Source organism: Natrinema salaciae, from assembly GCF_900110865.1.
Classification (GTDB): Archaea; Halobacteriota; Halobacteria; order Halobacteriales; family Natrialbaceae; genus Natrinema; species Natrinema salaciae.
Window position 1 is genome coordinate 308661 of sequence record NZ_FOFD01000001.1, and the last position, 18638, is coordinate 327298.

Annotated in this window: 19 protein-coding genes; 6 read left to right on the forward strand and 13 right to left on the reverse strand. The window is 66.6% G+C overall.

Translation table 11 applies throughout. The features are described 5' to 3' along the window. Positions 1–125: 125 nt before the first annotated feature. The 3 genes from BMX07_RS01530 to BMX07_RS01540 form a co-directional block, all read right to left on the reverse strand. The gene (locus BMX07_RS01530) at positions 126–2030 is read right to left on the reverse strand and encodes a DUF7282 domain-containing protein (RefSeq protein ID WP_090612534.1); all 1905 of its coding nucleotides are present in this window, start codon (positions 2028–2030) and stop codon (positions 126–128) included. 150 nt (positions 2031–2180) lie between these two features. Further along, positions 2181–2672, reverse strand: a complete 492-nt coding sequence (locus BMX07_RS01535; RefSeq protein WP_090612538.1) for a helix-turn-helix transcriptional regulator — start codon at positions 2670–2672, stop codon at positions 2181–2183. A gap of 473 nt (positions 2673–3145) precedes the next feature. Next, positions 3146–4135: an NAD-dependent epimerase/dehydratase family protein gene (locus tag BMX07_RS01540; protein WP_090612541.1), complete on the reverse strand. Its 990-nt coding sequence runs from the start codon at positions 4133–4135 to the stop codon at positions 3146–3148. Positions 4136–4375: 240 nt separating this feature from the next. Here BMX07_RS01540 and BMX07_RS01545 point away from each other — a divergent pair, with 240 nt between their 5' ends. The 5 genes from BMX07_RS01545 to BMX07_RS01565 all read left to right on the forward strand — a co-directional run bounded on the left by BMX07_RS01545 (position 4376) and on the right by BMX07_RS01565 (position 8088). Next, positions 4376–4555: a hypothetical protein gene (locus BMX07_RS01545; protein WP_090612545.1), complete on the forward strand. Its 180-nt coding sequence runs from the start codon at positions 4376–4378 to the stop codon at positions 4553–4555. Positions 4556–4900: 345 nt separating this feature from the next. Then, the gene (locus tag BMX07_RS01550; protein WP_090612550.1) at positions 4901–5116 is read left to right on the forward strand and encodes a hypothetical protein; all 216 of its coding nucleotides are present in this window, start codon (positions 4901–4903) and stop codon (positions 5114–5116) included. Positions 5117–5200: 84 nt separating this feature from the next. Further along, on the forward strand, positions 5201–6565 hold the full coding sequence (gene allB, locus BMX07_RS01555) for an allantoinase AllB (protein ID WP_090612553.1): 1365 nt from the start codon (positions 5201–5203) through the stop codon (positions 6563–6565). A gap of 165 nt (positions 6566–6730) precedes the next feature. Continuing rightward, the gene (locus BMX07_RS01560) at positions 6731–6979 is read left to right on the forward strand and encodes a hypothetical protein (protein ID WP_090612557.1); all 249 of its coding nucleotides are present in this window, start codon (positions 6731–6733) and stop codon (positions 6977–6979) included. 182 nt (positions 6980–7161) lie between these two features. After that, on the forward strand, positions 7162–8088 hold the full coding sequence (locus BMX07_RS01565; RefSeq protein WP_090612559.1) for a hypothetical protein: 927 nt from the start codon (positions 7162–7164) through the stop codon (positions 8086–8088). 39 nt (positions 8089–8127) lie between these two features. On the opposite strand, the gene BMX07_RS01570 is transcribed toward BMX07_RS01565, so the two are convergent. The 3 genes from BMX07_RS01570 to BMX07_RS01580 form a co-directional block, all read right to left on the reverse strand. Then, a complete protein-coding gene (locus BMX07_RS01570) occupies positions 8128–9201 on the reverse strand; it encodes a quinone-dependent dihydroorotate dehydrogenase (RefSeq protein WP_090612562.1) in 1074 nt (357 codons plus the stop codon). 77 nt (positions 9202–9278) lie between these two features. Further along, positions 9279–10649 carry an MmgE/PrpD family protein gene (locus BMX07_RS01575; protein WP_090612566.1) on the reverse strand — a complete coding sequence of 457 codons (1371 nt, stop codon included), beginning with the start codon at positions 10647–10649 and terminating at the stop codon, positions 9279–9281. Between the two features lie 73 nt (positions 10650–10722). Continuing rightward, complete coding sequence (locus BMX07_RS01580; protein ID WP_090612569.1) at positions 10723–11934, reverse strand: thiolase family protein; 1212 nt, start codon at positions 11932–11934, stop codon at positions 10723–10725. Positions 11935–12242: 308 nt separating this feature from the next. On the opposite strand from BMX07_RS01580, the gene BMX07_RS24115 reads away from it, so the two are divergent. Continuing rightward, a complete protein-coding gene (locus BMX07_RS24115) occupies positions 12243–12407 on the forward strand; it encodes a hypothetical protein (RefSeq protein WP_175480012.1) in 165 nt (54 codons plus the stop codon). Between the two features lie 82 nt (positions 12408–12489). On the opposite strand, the gene BMX07_RS01585 is transcribed toward BMX07_RS24115, so the two are convergent. The 7 genes from BMX07_RS01585 to BMX07_RS01615 form a co-directional block, all read right to left on the reverse strand. Continuing rightward, positions 12490–13668 carry a CaiB/BaiF CoA transferase family protein gene (locus BMX07_RS01585; protein WP_090612574.1) on the reverse strand — a complete coding sequence of 393 codons (1179 nt, stop codon included), beginning with the start codon at positions 13666–13668 and terminating at the stop codon, positions 12490–12492. Between the two features lie 39 nt (positions 13669–13707). Next, positions 13708–14289 (reverse strand): MaoC family dehydratase, encoded by a 582-nt coding sequence (locus BMX07_RS01590; protein WP_090612577.1) that lies wholly within the window; start codon positions 14287–14289, stop codon positions 13708–13710. A 41-nt stretch (positions 14290–14330) separates the two neighbouring features. Next, complete coding sequence (locus BMX07_RS01595; RefSeq protein WP_090612580.1) at positions 14331–15536, reverse strand: acyl-CoA dehydrogenase family protein; 1206 nt, start codon at positions 15534–15536, stop codon at positions 14331–14333. 73 nt (positions 15537–15609) lie between these two features. Then, on the reverse strand, positions 15610–17244 hold the full coding sequence (locus tag BMX07_RS01600) for a class I adenylate-forming enzyme family protein (RefSeq protein WP_090612584.1): 1635 nt from the start codon (positions 17242–17244) through the stop codon (positions 15610–15612). A 65-nt stretch (positions 17245–17309) separates the two neighbouring features. Continuing rightward, entirely contained in the window at positions 17310–17642 is a 333-nt protein-coding gene (locus tag BMX07_RS01605) for a (2Fe-2S) ferredoxin domain-containing protein (RefSeq protein WP_090612587.1), read from the reverse strand. Further along, positions 17639–18403, reverse strand: a complete 765-nt coding sequence (locus tag BMX07_RS01610; RefSeq protein WP_090612591.1) for a CbtA family protein — start codon at positions 18401–18403, stop codon at positions 17639–17641. Before BMX07_RS01610 ends, BMX07_RS01605 begins: the two co-directional genes overlap by 4 nt. Positions 18404–18408: 5 nt before the next feature. Further along, positions 18409–18591 (reverse strand): CbtB domain-containing protein, encoded by a 183-nt coding sequence (locus BMX07_RS01615; RefSeq protein ID WP_090612596.1) that lies wholly within the window; start codon positions 18589–18591, stop codon positions 18409–18411. Positions 18592–18638: the final 47 nt, after the last annotated feature.

Genomic DNA, 18638 nt, shown 5'->3' on the forward strand with positions numbered 1-18638 from the left:
GGGATCGAGACACCGCACGGAAGAAATGAGTACGGGGACGAGATGCGTCCAGCCCGCACTGCCGCTGTCCGCCTCGCGACCACGCAAAAAGACGCGCTGTCCGTTGTCCGTTGGGTGCTCCTCGGTTAGGCCAGGACGCCGAGCATCGACTCGGTGTCGTTGGCCGTTAGATTATCGGTGCCGTTGTCGTCGGTGTCGTTGGTTTCGTTCTCATCGTCGAACTCGATCTCGTCCGACTCGTTGTCGTCGATTCCGGTGTCGGTCTCCTCGGTCAGTTCGAGGGTCGCGACCTCACCGGACTGGTCGGTGAGCACCATGTGGATGTACGAACCGGCCTGGAGATCGCTCGTATCGACTTCGAACTCGACCTCCTCGCTCGCACCGCTCTCGAGCGTGAGGCTCTGATTGTCGACGAGGTCACCGTCGAGGCGGAACTGCACGTCCTCGGTTCGCTCCTCGTCGGTGGGGTTCTCGACCGTCGCCGTCACGGTGATGGTATCGCCGACTGTGGCGCTCTCGGGCGCCTCGAGGTCGGTGACGTTGAACGATTCAGCGGTCACTTCCTCGGTTTCGTTGTCGTCGAAGACAGTCTCGTTGTCTTCGGTTTCGTTGTCGTCGAAGACAGTCTCGTTGTCTTCAGTTTCGTTGTCGTCGAAGACGGTCTCGTTGTCGTCGATGCCGTCTCCGATGTCGGTTTCGTTGTCTTCGGTTTCGTCGTCGTCGAAGATGGTCTCGTTGTCGTCGACGTCGTCACCGATGTCGGTCTCGTTGTCCTCGGTTTCGTTGTCGTCGAAGATGGTCTCGTTGTCGTCGACGTCGTCACCGATGTCGGTCTCGTTATCCTCGTCCGGGAGTTCGTCTTCAGTGATGTTTTCCATCCCGTCCGGGAGATCGTCAGCGCTGATATCTTCGCCGACGACGAGAACGTATACGGTCGTGTTCTCGAAGTTCACGTCTTCGACGGTGAGATCTTCGACAGTGACGAAGACCGGCTGTTGATCACCATCGATGGGGACGTCGTCCATCGGCGGTTGTTCGTCGTCGTCGACACCGTCCTCGACATCGTCGTCGACACCATCCTCGATGCCGTCGTCAACGTCGTCTTCGGTGTCGTTGTCGACATCATCCTCGAAGCCGTCGTCAACGGCGTCTTCGGTGTCGTTGTCGACACCATCCTCGAAGCCGTCCTCAACGCCGTCTTCGGTGTCGTCGTCGACACCATCGTCAACGCCGTCTTCGGTATCGTTGTCGACACCATCCTCGAAGCCGTCGTCAGCGTCGTCTTCGGTGTCGTTGTCGACACCGTCCTCGACACCATCGTCAACGCCGTCTTCGGTGCCATCGTCGACACCGTCCTCGACGCCGTCTTCGGTATCGTCGATAGTGACGATCGCTTCGTCGACGACTGGCTCGCCGCTCGCCGTGAGGAACGGCACGTCGTCCACGCCACCGCTCGTGACGAAGTCGTACGTCTGGTTGTCGTTCGTATCCCGATGCGGCATCGCGATCAGCGTCTCACCCTCCGCGGACGATTCGTTCCCGTCCGCCTCGAGCGACTCGTTCGCAGCCGCTCCGATCGGCTCGTCGAGGGTGATTTCGACCTCATCGTACGTGCCTGCCTCGAGATACGTCGAGACGCCGATGACGCTCCCGACGACGTTCCCCGTGAGGAGGCTACTGTCGTGAATCGCCACGAAGCCGGGGCTCGCGAGCGAAACGTTCTCGACGACGACCGTCTCGCCCTCGGTCGTCTGGTCTTCGAACGTCACGTACGCGCCTTGCTGGCCGTCGGACTCGTTATCGGACGGCGTTAGCTCGCCGTCACTGAGTCCGGCAGCCGCCTCGGCATGTTCCTGCATGTCGTCCGACTCGTTCGTCGTCTCGTTGTCCGTCTGGTCGTACTCGTCCTCGCTGACGTCGTTGCTCTGCTCGACGGTGTCGCCGCCTGTTGCGGCTGTCACCATCGCCCCGCTCGAGCAAACGAGCATCAGCGCGGTAAGTACGACGAGTAACTGTTTGCGTGCGTTCATGGTTGCCGTAATGGCATCCGTTTCGTCGTGGGTTCAGCGGATAAACTGGCAGAACCATTACGCCAAGAAACCGAATACTACGGCTCAGCGACGGGGATTCAGTGAGCGGTTCGCCTTCGGAAAACAACGATTGCTGATAGGAACGTTCCGTCAGTCGTCGTTGGTCTGTTCGGGCGATTTCGACGCCGTCGGCTCGTGTCCCGGCAGACAGACCAGGTTCTCCCGCCCGAGACGCAGTTTCGTGATCTGGCCGTCCTCCTCGAGGTCGGCGAGCAGTCGGCTGACCTTGGCTTTCGACCAGCTGACGGAGTCGACGATGTTCGACTGCTTCATTCGGCCCCCGTTCTCCCGGAGGAGCCGCTGGACTCGCTCCCGATCGGTCACGAACTCCTCCCGGTCCGTGTCCCCCTCGCTCCCGATCGAGTTCGGCTCATCGTACCGGTTGCGAGCGACGAGCACCCCGCCGAGCAGGGCGAGCGCGATCATACCGGCGAGGGCGGCGAGATGCGCGCTCCCCTCGAGTTGAAGGGGGCGGGCGGCCCCCGAGACGAACCCGGACCACGAACTCGCGGCGATTGCGGCCGCGTCACTGCTCGACACGCCGAGCGACTCGAGTAGCGTGGAAGGCCGTCGGATGCTCATAGCTGTGGAGCAGTCGTATTCGAGTGATTCATGTCCTGTACCGTCGTGACCGTTCTACAAATCGTTTTTTATAACTCATATGCTGTTAGTATATAACGAGTATCTCACGGGCTCCTCGAATTCACTCTCGTCGACCAGTTTCGGCTTCGAGACGGCCGCGAGCGGCCGATACTGTCCGGCGGCGGGACCGTGACGGTGCGGCCGGAACTCGAGCGGGTGAAACACTCGTCAGTCATGGTATAGACCGACTTTGCTCGACGGACCGAATAAACTCGACCGGACGTTCGAAACGGTTAGCGCGGATTCGCTCCGGATTCAGTCAGTAAAAGAATCTTGGAACGACTCTCCGTCGAACGGACACGAGACGGGCGGATACCGCGCTGGCCGGTTCCGTGGCGATCCCGAACCGGTACGGCGATTCGACGCGCCGCCGGCCCCGGTCTCGCGGGGTCGCAACGGACGGTTTCTTCGACTCAGCTGTACGACTCGCTCTCCCGGCTCGGTTCCGGCGCGGCGTCGGCTTCCTCACCGGTCAGCGCCACCCGTCCGTCGCCGACGAGCGATCGAATCCCCGACTCGAGGCCGACTCGCGCCTCGAACCCGAGGTCCCGCGCCGCCTTCGACGTGTCCGCGCCGCTGTGTCTGATGTCGCCGGCGCGGGGTTCGCAGTGGGCGATCGTCGACGACGAGTCGGTCGCGTCGCGGATCGTCTCGGCCAGTTCGCGGATCGACGTCCGCTGGCCCGTGCCGACGTTGTACGCCTCGCCGACCGCGTCGGTCGTCGCCGCTCGCAGGTTCGCCCGGACGATATCGCTGACGTGGACGAAGTCGCGGCTCTGCTGTCCGTCACCCTCGATGGTGATCGGCTCGTTCGCCCGCGCCTGCTCGAGGAACGTCGAGATGACGCCGCTGTAGGGGCCCTGCTGGCGGGGCCCGTAGGCGTTGAAGTATCGCAACGCGACGGTCTCGAGCCCGTACAGCTCCTCGTAGAGCCGGGTGTACTGGTCCAGGGCGAGTTTCTGGACGCCGTACGGCGAGGCCGGATTCGTCGACGCCGTCTCCGGCACCGGCAACTCGTCGGGGTGGCCGTAGACCGCCGCGCTCGAGGCGACGACGACCCGGGCGTCCTCCTGGCGGGCCTGCTCGAGGACCAGCAGGCTCGCCTCGAGATTCGTCCGATTGCTTTGCCGGGGCTCGTCGACGCTCTGGGAGACGCTGACGAGCGCGGCGTGGTGGAAGATCACGTCGACGCCGCGGGCGGCTTTCTGGAGGGCGATCGGGTCGCCAACGTCGCCCTCGACGACGGTCACGTCGTCGGGGAGGTGCGCGCGGTCGCCGGTGGTGAAGTTATCGAGCACTCTGACCTCGTTTCGGGGGGCGAGGGCGTCGACGAGGTGGCTGCCGATGAAGCCCGCACCGCCGGTGACGAGGATCGTGCTGTCGCGGATCGCTGGCGTGTTCATTGTCGGGCCGACCAGTCGCGCGCTGTTAAGTATCGCGCACGTACGCTCGAGCAGTGGCCGCTGAGACCGCGTAAAGCGCCGCTTATAGTCATGCCGTCACACTCGCGGACGGGCCTCGAGTCGCCGAAATAGCGCCCTCGTGTCTCGGGAATCGCGCCGACGGTCGCGACCGCGATCGAACTGTCGGTGAAAAATGCAGTACGGGAAACACGTTTGTGCGAGGCGCTCCACCGGTCGCGTATGATACGGACGGCGCTGTCGCGGCTCCGCGAGTGGATCGCCGTCGACGACCCCGAGGAGCGCATCGAGGGCTCGGGCGAGGCGATCGTCTCCCCCCAGCATCGACGGTCGGCGGAGGCGGAGCGCGAACTCGAGCGACTCGGCGACCCGCCCGACGGAACCGACCGCCGAAACCGGTGACGCGCGGGTCATCTCGAACTGGTCGCCCGCGGCTCGGCGGTCGGTGCTCGCGTCCCCGCTGCCCGGTCGCTCCGCTCGAGTAGGCGCTCCTTTCGGCATATTAGCAGTAGATATAAGTCACAATAGGTCAACGAGTAGAACGGAAGCCGGTCTCCTCGGGGACGGTATCGAAACGTCCCGGGTGGGGCAAGCACCCGAGACTGGCTTCCAAACCCGGAAGGGTTCAGGAGCCATGCTTACGTTCAAACTACCGGGATATAAACATCCCGCACGACAACGGAATCGCCCGACACGAGGAGCCTCGAGTCCGGTTTTCGAATTGCGAGGGATCGCGGAGGAGTCCGGATGAGCGACGGCGACGAAGCGGGCGACGACACCAACAAGGCGGGCGACGACACCGACGAGGTGGCCGTCTTCGTCGAGCCGGCACCGGTCTCCGTCTGCCCGCGCTGTGGCGATCCGGTTTCCTTCGCCGTCGTCACCCCTCCGGAGAGCGGGACGCTCGAGCCGTGTGGCTGTGGGATGCCGCCCGACCTGCTCGAGCAGGTTCGCGGGGGCTGATCGGGGCTCGCTCGAGGGCGGCCCCGCTATCGGCGCGACCGGTTTCGGGAAGCTATATGCGCCGCCCGCCGCAACTCCACGCCAATGACCGTCGACCTCGTGGTGCGCAACTGTACCGTCGTGACGCCCGCCGGGCGGACGCCCGACGCGGGCGTCGCCGTCGAGGACGGTGAGATCGTCGCCGTCGGCCGGAGCGACCGCCTCCCCGACGCGGATCGCGTCCTCGACGCCGAGGGGAACGTTCTGGTCCCCGGAATCGTCGACTGCCACATCCACAACCGCGAACCCGGGCTCGAGTACAAGGAGGACTGGGAGTCCGCGACGCGGGCGGCGGCCGCCGGCGGCGTGACGACCGTCGTCGGAATGCCGAACACGGACCCGGTCATCGACCGGCCCGAGCACCTCGAGCTCAAGTTCGAGCGCGGCGAGGCGTCGGCCCACGTCGATTTCCAGAGCTACGCCGTCGTCACCTCGGAGAACCTCGAGTTGATCCCCGAGATCGCCGAGGTCGGCCCGCTCGGGTTCAAGATCTTCCTCGGCTCGACCGTCGGTGACGTGCCGCCGCCGAACGACGGCGAGATACTCGAGGCGATGGAGCGCATCCGCGAAACGGGCAAACGGCTCGGCTTCCACGAGGAGAACGGCGAGATCATCGACTACTACACGGAGCGGTTCAAAGCCGCGGGGCGAAACGAGCCGATCGACCACTCCCACTCCCGTCCCGTGATCGCCGAGCGGGAAGCCGTCGAGCGGATGATCACCTTCGCCGAGGAGACCGGCGCGAAGATCCACATGTTCCACGTCTCGTCGGGGTCGGCCGCCGAGGCCGTCGCCCGCGGGAAGTCCCGCGGCGTCGACGTCACCGCCGAGACGACGCCCCACTACCTCTGGTTCACCGAGGACGTCGTGCGCGAGAAGGGCAACGTCGCCCGCGTCCAGCCGCCGATCCGGGACGCCGCGGAGCGCGACGCGCTCTGGGACGCGGTCGACGACGGCACGATCGACTGCATGGCGACCGACCACGCGCCCCACACCCCGGAGGAGAAAAAGGTCGACGACCCGTTCGGCAACACCTGGGACGCCATCTCGGGGTTCGTCGGCCTCGAGACCGAAGTGCCGGCGATGCTCACCTTCGTCGATCGGGGTCGGTTCACGCTCGAGGAGTGGGTCCACCGACACTCGACGCGCCCGGCCCAGGTCTGGGGGATGTACCCGCAGAAGGGATCGCTGCAGGTCGGTACCGACGCCGACTTCACGATCGTCGATCCGGATCGGGAGTGGACGCTCGAGGACCGGACGGACTTGCACTCGAAGAACTGCGTCACGCCGTTCGAGGGCGAGTCCTTCACCGGCAAGGCGGTCGCGACGGTCGTCCGCGGCGCGGTCGTGGCCGAGGACGGCGCGGTCGTCGGCGAGTCGGGACACGGAACGCGCGTGGACGTCGACTGAGACGGCCACCGGCCGAGTGCGAGTCACCGCCGCGCTGATCGATGGCTCGAGGGGGCGGGCCGTCCTGCATAATGATGCCGTTCCGTGATCGTTCTCAGTTCGTGAAAGTCGCGACGGGTTTATATTCGGCTGCCGTCCATCCGGCCCGGGTGAGGATCGCTCGCAATGACCGAGACAGATTCCACGGCGGACGAGAGCGAGGAACCGAACGAGCAGACGGGGACGGACAAGACCGAACGGTTACGGTCCGTGTTCCTCTCCGTCACCGACGGTGAGACGGAGCCGATGGTCGAATCCCAGCGAGAGGACTCCCAGACCCGGGAGATCCGCGAGGAGCGGACCGACGACGTCGTCGGCCCTGCGGAACACCACGGACTCGGCGACGCGATCGACGATCCCGAACCCGCCGACTGAACGGTCACGGTGACCGATCGGGTCGTCGCCGCTTCCGGCGGCCGCTCTTCGATTGCGGGTCGTATTCGGTGGCCGCTCCGTTTCGCTTTGTTCTTGTGCTGCTCTATTTCACACGAACGTATATTATATATGCTCGAACTAGAAAAACCATAATTAATAGCATATGGTACTTGGTTCGTACAATGGTCGATCGACCTGCTTCCTCGGAGGGACGGACTAACCGCTCGCGACGAACCGTACTGAAGGCCGTCGGCGGAACTGGACTCGCGGCGGCGACCGTTCCCGGCTTCGGTGCCGCGTCGACCGGTGACGGGTTCCTCTGTTCGGTTTCCTTCCCGACGTTGTTCCGGAAGGACAACACGCCGCTCGACCCCGAACAGGTCGGCGTCGTCAACGGGCAGTGGAACGCTGACGGGATCGTTATGCACCGGAACGAAACCCTCCGTGGCTGTGGCCTGTTCGGCGGGAACTGCGACTCCTACGAGGTCGATCTCCCCTTTGTTATCAGCTGGGCCACCGACGCGGACCCGGACGACATCGGCGACGTGTACGTCCGACTCAACGTCGACACGCCCGCGACCTCCTACGAGAACACGAACTGGAGCTGGATCATCGAGAGCACCCAGACCACGGTCGAAAGCCAAAACGCCACCGGCACGCTCATGGCCGAGTATCACACCGAAACCGGCATGCCCGGAAACCTGTTCAGACCGACAGCTCTCGAACTCGAGGTCGACTTCAGCGACTCGAACATCCACGACGGCGTCGAACGACACGAAGTCGAGTTCGCGACCCCGAACGAGGGGCTGCTCGAGGCCCAAAACCTGATCGGGACGACGGATACCATCTACGACAGCGGCGTCACGATCGCGAACCGCCTCGTCAACATCAACCTGAATACGCTGCGCAAGGCGGTCCGGCTCTGGGCGTACGCGCCGAACGCCGGCGGCGTGGACATGATCGATCCGGACGGCCTCCCCGAAAACGCGGTCGTCTCGGGGATTTCGGCGTTCGAAGAGCCGATCGAGGAACAGCAGGAACGCGACGTCTGGGCGGGTGAAGACGCGGTTCCAACCCTCGCCGGCCCCACGGTCGTCCGTCGGTCCTGAGGCCGACCGGACCGACTCGGCCCGCCGTTCGTCGGTCGATCACTCGTCGAGGTCCGCACCGACCGCCGCGTCGACCGACGAGAACCCGTCGCGCTCGAGCAGCGCCGCCAGCCCGCGATTGATCCGCTTGGCGGTCGAGGGACCTTCGTAGACGAACCCGGTATACAGCTGGACGAGCGAGGCACCGGCCCTGATCTTTTCGTACGCACTCGCCGGGGAGTCGACGCCGCCGACGCCGATAATCGGCAGATCGCCGTCCGTGTACTCGGCGAGGGTGCGGATGACGGCCGTCGATCGACTCTCGAGCGGGTCGCCGCTGAGGCCGCCCCACTCGTCCCGTCGGGGCGACGCGAGCCCCTCGCGGCTCGTCGACGTGTTCGTCGCGACGATGCCGTCGAGATCGAACTCGGTGACGATGTCGACGAGGTCGAGGATCGATTCGTCGGGTGAGTCGGGGCCGATCTTCACCAGAATCGGGACGTCCCGATCGTTTTCGGCCTCGAGCGTCTCGAAGATCGCCCGGAGGTGCTCGGGCGAGCCCTCGTCGAACTCGTCGGGGGTGTTCGGACAGGAGACGTTCACGACGACGTAGTCGGCAAAGGGCGAGAGCCGGTCGAAGACGCGCCGGTAGTCCTCGACCGCCTCCCGTTCGGTCGAGGAGTTCATCTTGCCGACGTTGACGCCGAGGGGGATGGTGGGAGTCCCCTCGTCCTCGAGTCGCGATTTGACCCGCTCCATCCCCTGGCCGTTGAACCCCATGCGGTTGATCATCGCGTCGTCCTCGCGAAGGCGAAAGAGCCTGGGGCGGTCGTTACCGTCCTGCGGATAGGGCGTGACGGTCCCGATTTCGACGAAGCCAAAGCCCAGCGCCGCGAGCGCGTGGGTCACTTCGGCGTTCTTGTCGAAGCCGGCGGCGACGCCGACCGGGTTCGGAAACGTGGTGTCGAACAGGTCGACTTCGAGGGCGGGATCGTCGTACCGGTAGGCGTACGAGAGCGCCGTCCGCGTCGGCCACGTCGACTGGGCAGCCCGGAGCGTCAGCTTGCCGAGATCGTGGGCCGTCTCGGCTGGGAGTTTGAACGCGAGGGGGCGGACCCGCGAGTACAGCGTCATTGTGATTATGACTACGTCGGGACGGCGGAAAGGTAAACGTCTCGAAGCCGACGAGAGCGGGCCGCTCTCGAGGCCGGCTACACCGACTCGAGGACGTCGCTCACGTCGGAGACCGACCGCAGGTCGTCCAGCGCGGCCAGCGCGTCGTCGGTGGCGACCGACGTCGGCGCGTGCGCGGCACACATCCGGAACTTCTCGTGCAGTTCGTCGTCCGAGAGCGGATCGTCGTGCGTGCCCGGCGGTCGGTCCTGCGTGCGCTCGTACACGTCGCCGGCCCGGGTCGTCACCGCGACGCGAGCCGCGTTCGAGTCGTACGGCAGGTCGTCGTCAACCGTCAGCGAGACCCGTTCGCGGACGGTCTGGACCGCCGGTTCGTCGATACTGTCCTCGTCGAACGCGTCGAGTCCGACCCGCTGGCGGGCGATCGCGCTCCCGATCAGATACGGCATCGAGAACTTCGCCTCGAGTCCCGTCGCGGGATCGTCGTGCGCGAGCGCGTCGGCCGCGCCCTGCGAGGCCGTCACGACGACCGCGTCGACGTCGTCGGGCGTGAGCTCGTGCGACTCGGTGAGCCGAATCGCGGCGTAGATCGCGGCGTGGGTGTAGTAACAGCAGGGATACTTCTTGACGTCGATGCCGTCCTCGCACAGCGCCCAGCGGGTGCCGAGGTCGGGCAGTCGCTCGAGGGCCGGTTCGCCGTCGCCTCGGTAGAGATCGAAGAACCCGCGTTCGCCGTCGACCGCCGCCGAATCCGCCGTCGCGCCCTCGGCGGCGAGCAGGGCCGCGGTGGTTCCGGAGCGGGCGGCCTGTCCCGCGTGGACCGGTTTGGTCGTCGTTCCGAAGTTGCGCTTGAGCCCGGCCGGCATCGAGGCGGCGACGTTGAGGGCGTGCGCGGTGCGTTCCGGGGAGAGTCCGAGCAGGTTCGCGACGGCCGCGGCGGCACCGAAGACGCCGACGGTCGAGGTGGCGTGCCAGCCTCCCTCGTAGTGGCCGGGGCTGATCGGTCTCGAGAGGTAGTTCTGGGTCTCGAATCCGGCGACGAACGCGGTGAGCAGCTCTCGGCCCGTCGCACCCTCGCGCTCGCCGACGGCCAGCAGCGGGGCGACCATCGGGACGCTCGGGTGCCCGTCCATCGCCGCCAGCGCGACGTCGTCGAAGTCCAGCGCGTGGCCGGCGGTCGCGTTGACGAAGACGGCGTCGGAGAGCGGGAGCCGTTCGTCTCGGCCGAGGAGCGTCGCTTCGCCGCCACCCCCGCCGCCACCGCTTCCGACCGTACTCGCGGCGATATCTCCCGCTTCCGCGCCCGCTCCAGCGAGGGTCACGCCGACGGTATCGAGGATGGCGCGTTCTCCCAGCCGACGTGCGGCGTCGGGGACGTCCTCGCTCTCGAGCGAGGACGCGAACGCCGCGAGTTCGGCGATACCCCTGCTCGTGTCTGCGTCTGTCATGGCTGTTCGTCTACCGGGGAGCGGTATAATCGTGCTCCCCGCGTCGCCCGGTGTCCCGATCCGTTCGAGGCGGTCAGTACTGCTCGAGCAACGCCATGATCGCGCCACCGCCGCCGACGCTCATGCCGACGAGGCCGCGAGCGACGTCCGAATCGTCGCGCAGCTGATAGCCGAGGCTCGCGGCGAGCATTCCGCCCGAGGCGCCGATCGGGTGCCCGAACGCGACCGCGCCGCCGCGGGGGTTCATCTTCTCGCGCGGGATACCGACACGGTCCATGACGTACACCGACTGCGCGGCGAACGCTTCGTTGATCCAGAACGCGTCGACGTCCGCGACCGCCAACTCGTTGCGCTCGAGCAGGCTCTCGACGACGTCGCCGACGGCCTCGTTGAACGCGTCGGGGTCGCGATAGACCACGTCGTAGTCGACCAGCGTCGCCAGCGGCGCGAGGTCGCGATCGGCGGCCACGTCACCGTCGGCCAGCAACACTGCGCCCGCGCCGTCGCTGAGTTTGGACGCGTTCCCCGGGGTGATCGTCCCGTCGTCGCGAAACGGCGTCGGCAGTCGGGCCAGATCCGACAGCGTCGAATCGGGCCGCGGGCCCTGATCCCGGTCGACCGCGTCGCCGTCGTCTGCCCGGTTCGTCTCCGACGCACCGCTGGTCTCGACCGGAACGATCTCCTCGTCGAACGCGCCCGATTCGATCGCCTCGGCCGCCAGTCGGTGGCTCTCGAGGGCGTACTCGTCCTGGGCCTCCCGAGGGATCTCCTCGCGGTCGACGAGCCCTTCGGTGATTTCGCCCATGTGAACGTCGAGGGACACGTCCCACAGCGAGTCCAGGATCATCGAGTCCTTGAGCTCGACGTCGCCGTACCGACGACCGCTCCGGTAGTCCGGGAGGACCCACGGCGCGTTCGACATGGATTCGAACCCGCCAGCGACCGCGATCTCGGCGCGGCCGGCCGCGATCCGATCCGCCGCGAGCGCGATCGCGCGCAGTCCGGACCCCGACGCTTCGTTCACGGTCGTTACCGCGGTCTCGTTGGGAACCGACGATTCGACGACGGCCTGCCGGCCCGGGGCCTGTCCGATCCCGGCCTGAATGGCGTTCCCGAGGCCGACCCAATCGATTTCCGCGCCGGCGATCTCGACGCGCTCGAGCAGTCCGTCCAGCGCCGTTCGCCCCAGCTCGACCGGCTCTATTCCCGCGAGCGAGCCCAGCAGCGTGCCGTGTGGCGTTCGCGCACCGTCGACGAGAACCAGGTCGGTATCAGTGTCGGGCATGCGCGATCGCACCACGCGGAATCGAATCAAGGTTGGCGATGACTCGCGTTCGCCGGCGGGTCCACCGTCCGCGTCCGATCGGAACCATCGAGCGCTCGCCGAACCGTCGCTTGGGCCCGCGCGCTCGTTCCCGGTCCGCTACCGCGGTCTCGCGTCCCCGCGGCTCCGGTTTCGCACCTGTCGCTACGGGACGAATAATGACAACTTCCAAAATAAAACCACAAATGTCTAGTTCTAGGCCAATATCTTCTACATATATCCACAAAGTATTTGCCAGGACGACCTGCAGAACTCATTCGAAGTCACGAATGTCCGTTCTCGACGAACTCATCGACAGAATCGGAATCCCCCGCGAGCCGGCCGACCGATCGTCCGTCCACTACGAGTGCCGCCGGTGCGGGACGACGCTCTCGAAACGCGACGCCTCCTGTCCGAGGTGCGGCTCCGCAGACGTCGCGGCGATTCCGCTGTAACGGTATCGCCGTTCCGCCGACGGCTCGTGCGAGCCGTCGGTCGACGGTACGGGATCGCGGACCCGAGGCCGTACTCGCGGCCCTAGATCGCGCCCGACTCGCGCAACGCCTCGCGTTCCTCGCTCGAGTAGCCCAGCGCGTCGAGCACGTCGTCGGTGTGCTCGCCGAGGTCCGGCATCGGTGCCGCCGCGAACTCGAGCGAATCGGAGTCGATCGGGTTGTCGATGTACGGCACTGGCCCGTCCTCGGTCTCGAGTTCCTTCACGAGGTCCAGATGCTCGGTCTGCGGGTGGTCGAGCACGTCGTCGAGTCGGTTGACGTCGCCCCACGGAATGCCCGCCTCGGCGAGCCGCTCGGCCCAGTAGTCGCGGGGCTCGTCTGCGATGCGGGACTCGATCATCGGCTCGAGGGCCCCGCGGTTCTCGACGCGCTTCTCGTTGGTCGCGAAGCGCTCGTCGGCGAGCAGGTCGGGGCGCTCGAGAACGGCCTCACAGAGCAGTTCCCAGTGGGCCTCGCTGAGGACGGCGAAGTTGACGTACTGGTCGTCGGCCGTCTCGTGGGGGCCGTACGGTGTCAGCAGGTGGTGGCGCATCCCGATGCGTTCGGGGAGTTCGTCGCTGTGCCAGTACTTCTGGGGGAAGTAGCCGAGCCACGAGAGCATCCCGCCGAACATCGTGACGTCGAGTTCCTGGCCCTCGCCGGTGCGCTCGCGGTGGAACAGCGCGAGCAGCGCGGATATCGTGCCGTAGGTCGCGGCGTTGATGTCGCAGACGCTGAGCGGAATCTTCGCGGGGGCGTCCGGCGAGCCGTTCATCAGTATCAGTCCGGTCTCGCCCTGCATGACCATATCGTACGCTTTGCGGTCGCTGTAGGGGCCGTCCCGACCGTACCCCGAGACGTTCAGGTAGATCACGTCCTCGTTGATCGCCGCGACGTCGTCGTAGCCGACGCCGAGCCGTTCGACCACGCCCGGCGAGTAGTTCTGGACGACCACGTCGGCCTCCGCGGCGAGTTCGCGAAAGAGTTCGAGACCCGCGTCGGACTTCAAGTTCAGCTCGACGCTCAGCTTGTTCCGATCGACCCAGACGTGGGCCGAAGAGTCGCCGTACACGACCGAGTCCCAGTGGCGGTTGACGTCGCCCACGTCCGGGCGCTCGACTTTGATCACCTCCGCGCCGAAGTCGCCCAGCATCCGCGTACAGAGTGGCGCGCTGATCCCGCTCTCGAGGCTCACGACCGTGATGTCGTCGAGTGCGAGCACGGTTAGCGGTCCCCCATTCGGTCGACTGTCGCGGTCATTTCAGCAATCCTCCGGCTGCGTGCCGATCCCGTCCGGCCAGCCCGGCGGTGCCGCGGCCGAGGGCTCGGCGTACTCGCGTTTCAGTACCATCGGCGTGCGCTCGAGGCTCAACACGAGGTCGTCGTGCTGGTTGTACGCCCGGAGTTCGGTCTCGACGATGCCGACGTGGTCGCGGGACTCGAGTTCCCGCTTGCGCAGGACCTCGCTCTCGGCGAAGATGGTATCGCCATGGAAGACCGGGCTGTGGTGACGAACGTCGTCGTAGCCGAGGTTCGCCGTCGCGTTGACCGAGACGTCGATGACGCTCATCCCGACGGCCAGCGCGATGACGACGGTGCCGTTGACGAGGCGCTCGCCGAACTCCGTCTCCGCGGCGTAGGCCTCGTTGAAGTGCATCGGGTTGAGGTTCATCGTCACGTTGGTCATCCAGACGTTGTCCGTCTCGGTGACGGTGCGGCCGAACGGATGCTTGTAGACGTCGCCGACCTCGAAGTCCTCGTAGTAGCGGCCGTGCCATCCTTCGACGAGCTGTTTGTCCGGCGATTCCTCCGTGTCGTCCGTGTCGTCGGTCGTGTCCGTCATGATTCTGAGTCGCGTATTGCGGGTCGCGGATCGCGCGTCGATCAGTACGAGCGCGGCAGGCCGAGTACGTTCTCGCCGAGATAGTTCAGCGCGAGCTGTTGGGTGATCGGCACCAGCCGCGTCAACCGGGCCTCGCGGAAGTAGCGCTCGACGTCGTACTCCGTCGCGATGCCGAACCCGCCGTGGGTCTGGACCGCCGCGTCGGCCGCCTCGTAGGCCGCGTCGGCCGCGAGGAATTTCGCCGCGTTGGCGTACGCACCGAGGTCTACGTCCTCGTCGGAAGCGGCTCGGTCGGCGGCGTTGTACGTCAACTGCTTGGCCGCCTGCAGCCGCGCGTAGGCCTCCGCCAGCGGGTGCTGGATCGCCTGGTTCTTCCCGATCGGGCGGTCGAACACCTCCCGGTCGTTGGCGTACTGGACCGCGCGCTCGAGCGCCAGCCGTCCGAGGCCGATACATTCGGCGGCGATGACGAGCCGCTCCTCGTTGAGTCCGTCGAGCACCTGGTAGAACCCGTCGCCCTCGCCGCCGATCAGGTTCTCCGCGGGGACGCGCAGGTCGTCGAACCAGAGCTCGAACGAGTGGACGAAATCGCTCGCCGACTTGGGGATCGCCTCCATCTCGAGTGCACCCTGTTCCATCGCGTCCTCGAGGTCGACGAGGAACATCGAAATGCCCCGCGTCCGTTTGTCGACGTCCTCGAGCGGGGTCGTGCGCGCGACGAGAACGATGTAGTCGGAGACGTCGACGCGGGAGGTCCAGATCTTCTGGCCGGTGACGACGTACTCGTCCCCGTCTCGTTCGGCGCGCGTCTCGATCGCCGGCGAGTTCGACCCCGCGTTGGGTTCGGTGAGGCCGAACGCCTGGATCGACGCTTCGCCGTCGGCGACCTTCGGGAGCAGGTCCCGTTTGAGCTCCTCGCTGGCGTACTCGACGATTGGGACGGAGTTGTAGACGCCGCCGTGGACCGCCTGCGCGGCGCTGAACCCGCCGCCGTTGGCGGCGATCTCCTCCATCATGACGACGGTCTCCTGGGTTCCCATTCCCGCGCCGCCGTACTCCTCGGGCAGGAGGACGCCCATCCAGCCGTGGTCGGTCAACGCGTCGACGAACTCGCGGGGGTACGTCCCGTCGGCGGCTCGCCGACGCCAGTACTCGTGGTCGAAGTCGGAACAGATATCGCGGACGCTGGAGCGAACGAGCTGTTGGCTCTCGGTGAGCGCGACTGCGTCGCTCAGGAGTCGGGCCATTGGCTGCCCCTCATCAGGTCGGGAGAAAAACGTTGTGCCCAGCGCTCGAGTTTCCGGTGACGGCGGCCGGGTTTCACGCCTCGAACCGATCCGCGACCCGTTCGCGTAGCACCGTCTTCTGGACCTTCTCCCCGTTGGGCCCCTCCGTCGTCGGGAACCCGTCGACGAACTCGAACGCCTCGGGGACCTTGTAGTCGGCCACGCGGTCGTCGAGGAACGCCTCGAGATCCGCGGCGATCAGGCCGCCATCCGCGGGAACGACGAACGCGACCGGTACCTCCCCGTGGCGCGGGTGGGGTGCGCCGACGACCTCGCACGAGCGGACGTCGGGGTGGTCCGTGACCGCCGACTGGATCTCCCGCGGCGCGACGAGGAAGCCGCGCACCCGTAACGCGTCGTCGAGCCGCGAACGGTAGTAGACGTAGCCGTCGTCGTCTCTCTCGGCGAGATCGCCGGTGTAGAACCATCCCGAATCGTCGACGGCCGCGGTGGTCGCCTCGGGGTTGCCGAGGTAGCCGTCGGCCAGCAGGTAGCCCCGGATCGCGAGTTCCCCCTCCTCGCCGGCCGGTCGTTCTTCCCCGGTCTCCGGATCGACGATCTTCGCGTCGATCGCCGGGTGGATCGGCGGCCCGCCGACGCGCTTCCGTCGCTCGGCGGGGTCCGACGGCTCGCCGACGAAGATCTGACTGTTGGCCTCCGAGAGACCGTAGGGCTGGACTACCGGGAAGCCGAACGTCGACTCGATGCGGTCGAACAGGGCCTCGTCGTACCCCTTGCTGATGAACCCGACGACTCCCCGCTCGACCGTCTCGACGCGCGACGGGTCGAAGATCTCGTGCTCGAGCAGCCGCTCGAACATCACGCCTAGCCCGGTGAGGTACGTCGCGTCGTACTCGTCGACCAGCCGGATCGTCTCCCCGGGGTCGAAGTGCGTCTGCGCCACGAGCGTTGCCCCAGTCGCGAGGACGCTGAAGAGGGTGTTGTACCCCCAGATGCCACAGAACGGCAGCGTCGCGACGGCGACGTCGTCCGCGGTCACGCCGAGATGATCCGCGACGTGGGCGGAGTGGTTCAGCAGCGACCGACTCGACTGCAGACAGCCTTTCGGGTCGCTCGTCGTCCCGCTGGTGTAGAAGATCGCCGCCGGAGCCTCGGGGTCAGTCGCGGGCTCGAGTTCGCCCCGGTCACGCTCTCGTCCCGTCTCGAGCACGTCGTCGTAGCCCCGCAGCGCCGGCAGGTCGGCCGACGGCTCGAGACTCACCACCGCCTCGAGCGCGGGGGCGGAGTCGGGATCGAACGCGGCCGGCGACTGCGCCGTGACTTCGGGGACGGCGGTCGCGATCATCTCGTGATAGTCCCGCCCGAGCAGTTCGTCCTCGCTGACGAGAACGCTCGCGCCCGAATCCGCGAGCATGTACTCGAGTTCGTGGGGCCGATAGCGGGTGTTGACGGCGACCGTCGCCGCGCCCAGCGACGACGCCGCGAGTTGGCAGGCGATCCACTCCGGCCGGTTGCCCAGCCAGACCGCGACGACGTCGCCCGCCGAGACGCCGAGATCGGCGAGTCCGCCGGCGAGCGCACGGCTTTGGGTTAGCAGCTCCTCGTAGGTCCACGTCGTTCCCTCGAAGACGACGGCCCGGCCGTCGGGGCGGTCCGCCGCGACCGACGCGATCCCCTCGTACATCGTTTCGTCCGGCCACGCGAGCATCGGCAATACACGTGGTAACGAAGACCACGATAAAAACGGTTGGGTCGCCGCCGGGCCGCCCCGGCTCAGTCTTTGCCCCGGATTCGCTCCGCGTTCGGCCCGAACGCCGACTCGAGCAACTCGGGAACGGACTCGGGCGTCACGTCCGAGTACCAGCTGTTATGGGGCTGGATCGACACCGCGGTGCCGCCCTCGCTACAGAGCCCGAGACACGAGGTCTCGCTGACGGAGACTGCGGTCCAGAAGGCGTTTCGCTCCCGCAGCCAGTCTTTGATCGCGGCGACCGTCTCCTCGGCACCGACCGCACCGCAGCTCGCGTGCTCGGAATCGCGGTCGTTGGTACAGACGAAGACGTGCGCGTCGAGGCGCTCGCGGTGTTCCTCGGTTCGATTCTTCATGGGCTGGCCAGCAGTTCCTCGCGTCGGTCGGCGGCCGACCGGACGCCGGCTCGAGCCTGTAGCCAGCCGAAACAGCCGGCGACGAGCGCCCAGAGCGCGGCCTGGCTCAACGCGGTCAGTCCGCGGAACGCGGTCACGAGCTCGGCCGGCATCGCGCCGGGCTCGACGACCGTCGGGGCCGCGATCGCGGTGACCGCGACGAGCGCGACGATCGGAACCGCCGCCGTAGCACATCCGAGTGCCCGGCTTCGAGCCGACACGCGCCGGTAGCCGTAAATCGACGCTGCGGCGACGAGCGCGCCGACGGCCATCAGTCCGACGTAGATCGCGATCCGGATCGTGGGATCGAACGCCTGCTCCGCACCCGGCGTCGTCGGCGGGAGCACCAGCCACGGCGCGAGCGAGACGCTGAGGAAGCCGGCACCGGCCAGGACGGCGATCTTGCGCCGCCCCCGACCGGGCAGCGCCGGCTCGAGGAAGTAGAACGCGAGCGCGAGGGCCCCGCCGAGCAGGATGCCCCAGAGGACCCCGCTGCCGACGCTCACGGCAGCGGTCGTCGCTTCGTTCACCGCGTGAGCATGCTCGCCCGCGGCGTGTGCGTGTTCGCCGGCCTCGTGTGCGTGGGTTCCGTGTTCGGCACCCTCGGCGACGGTTTCCATATACCCGATCAGCGGGTTCGCGACGAGCGCTATGTAGGTCCCGTAGGCGACGCCGGCGATCGCGCCGGCGAGCACGCCCCGTTCGAGGTAGTCGACGAGCATCGGTATCAGTGACAGACGACGCCGGCCGCGTGCCGGAAGTTGTGCATCGCGTCGTGAGCGAGGGGCTCCTGAAGGAAGAGCAGCGCGAACGTCATCGCCGCGACGAACGCAAAGACGGCCAGTAGCTGTGCTGTCGTGAGATCGTCACGTGCGGTCCCGATTCGATCGTGAACGGTTTCGGTCGTCATGCAAGTCAACTTTTCCTACTGAAAGTGTGATTGTAAAGCTACCGATC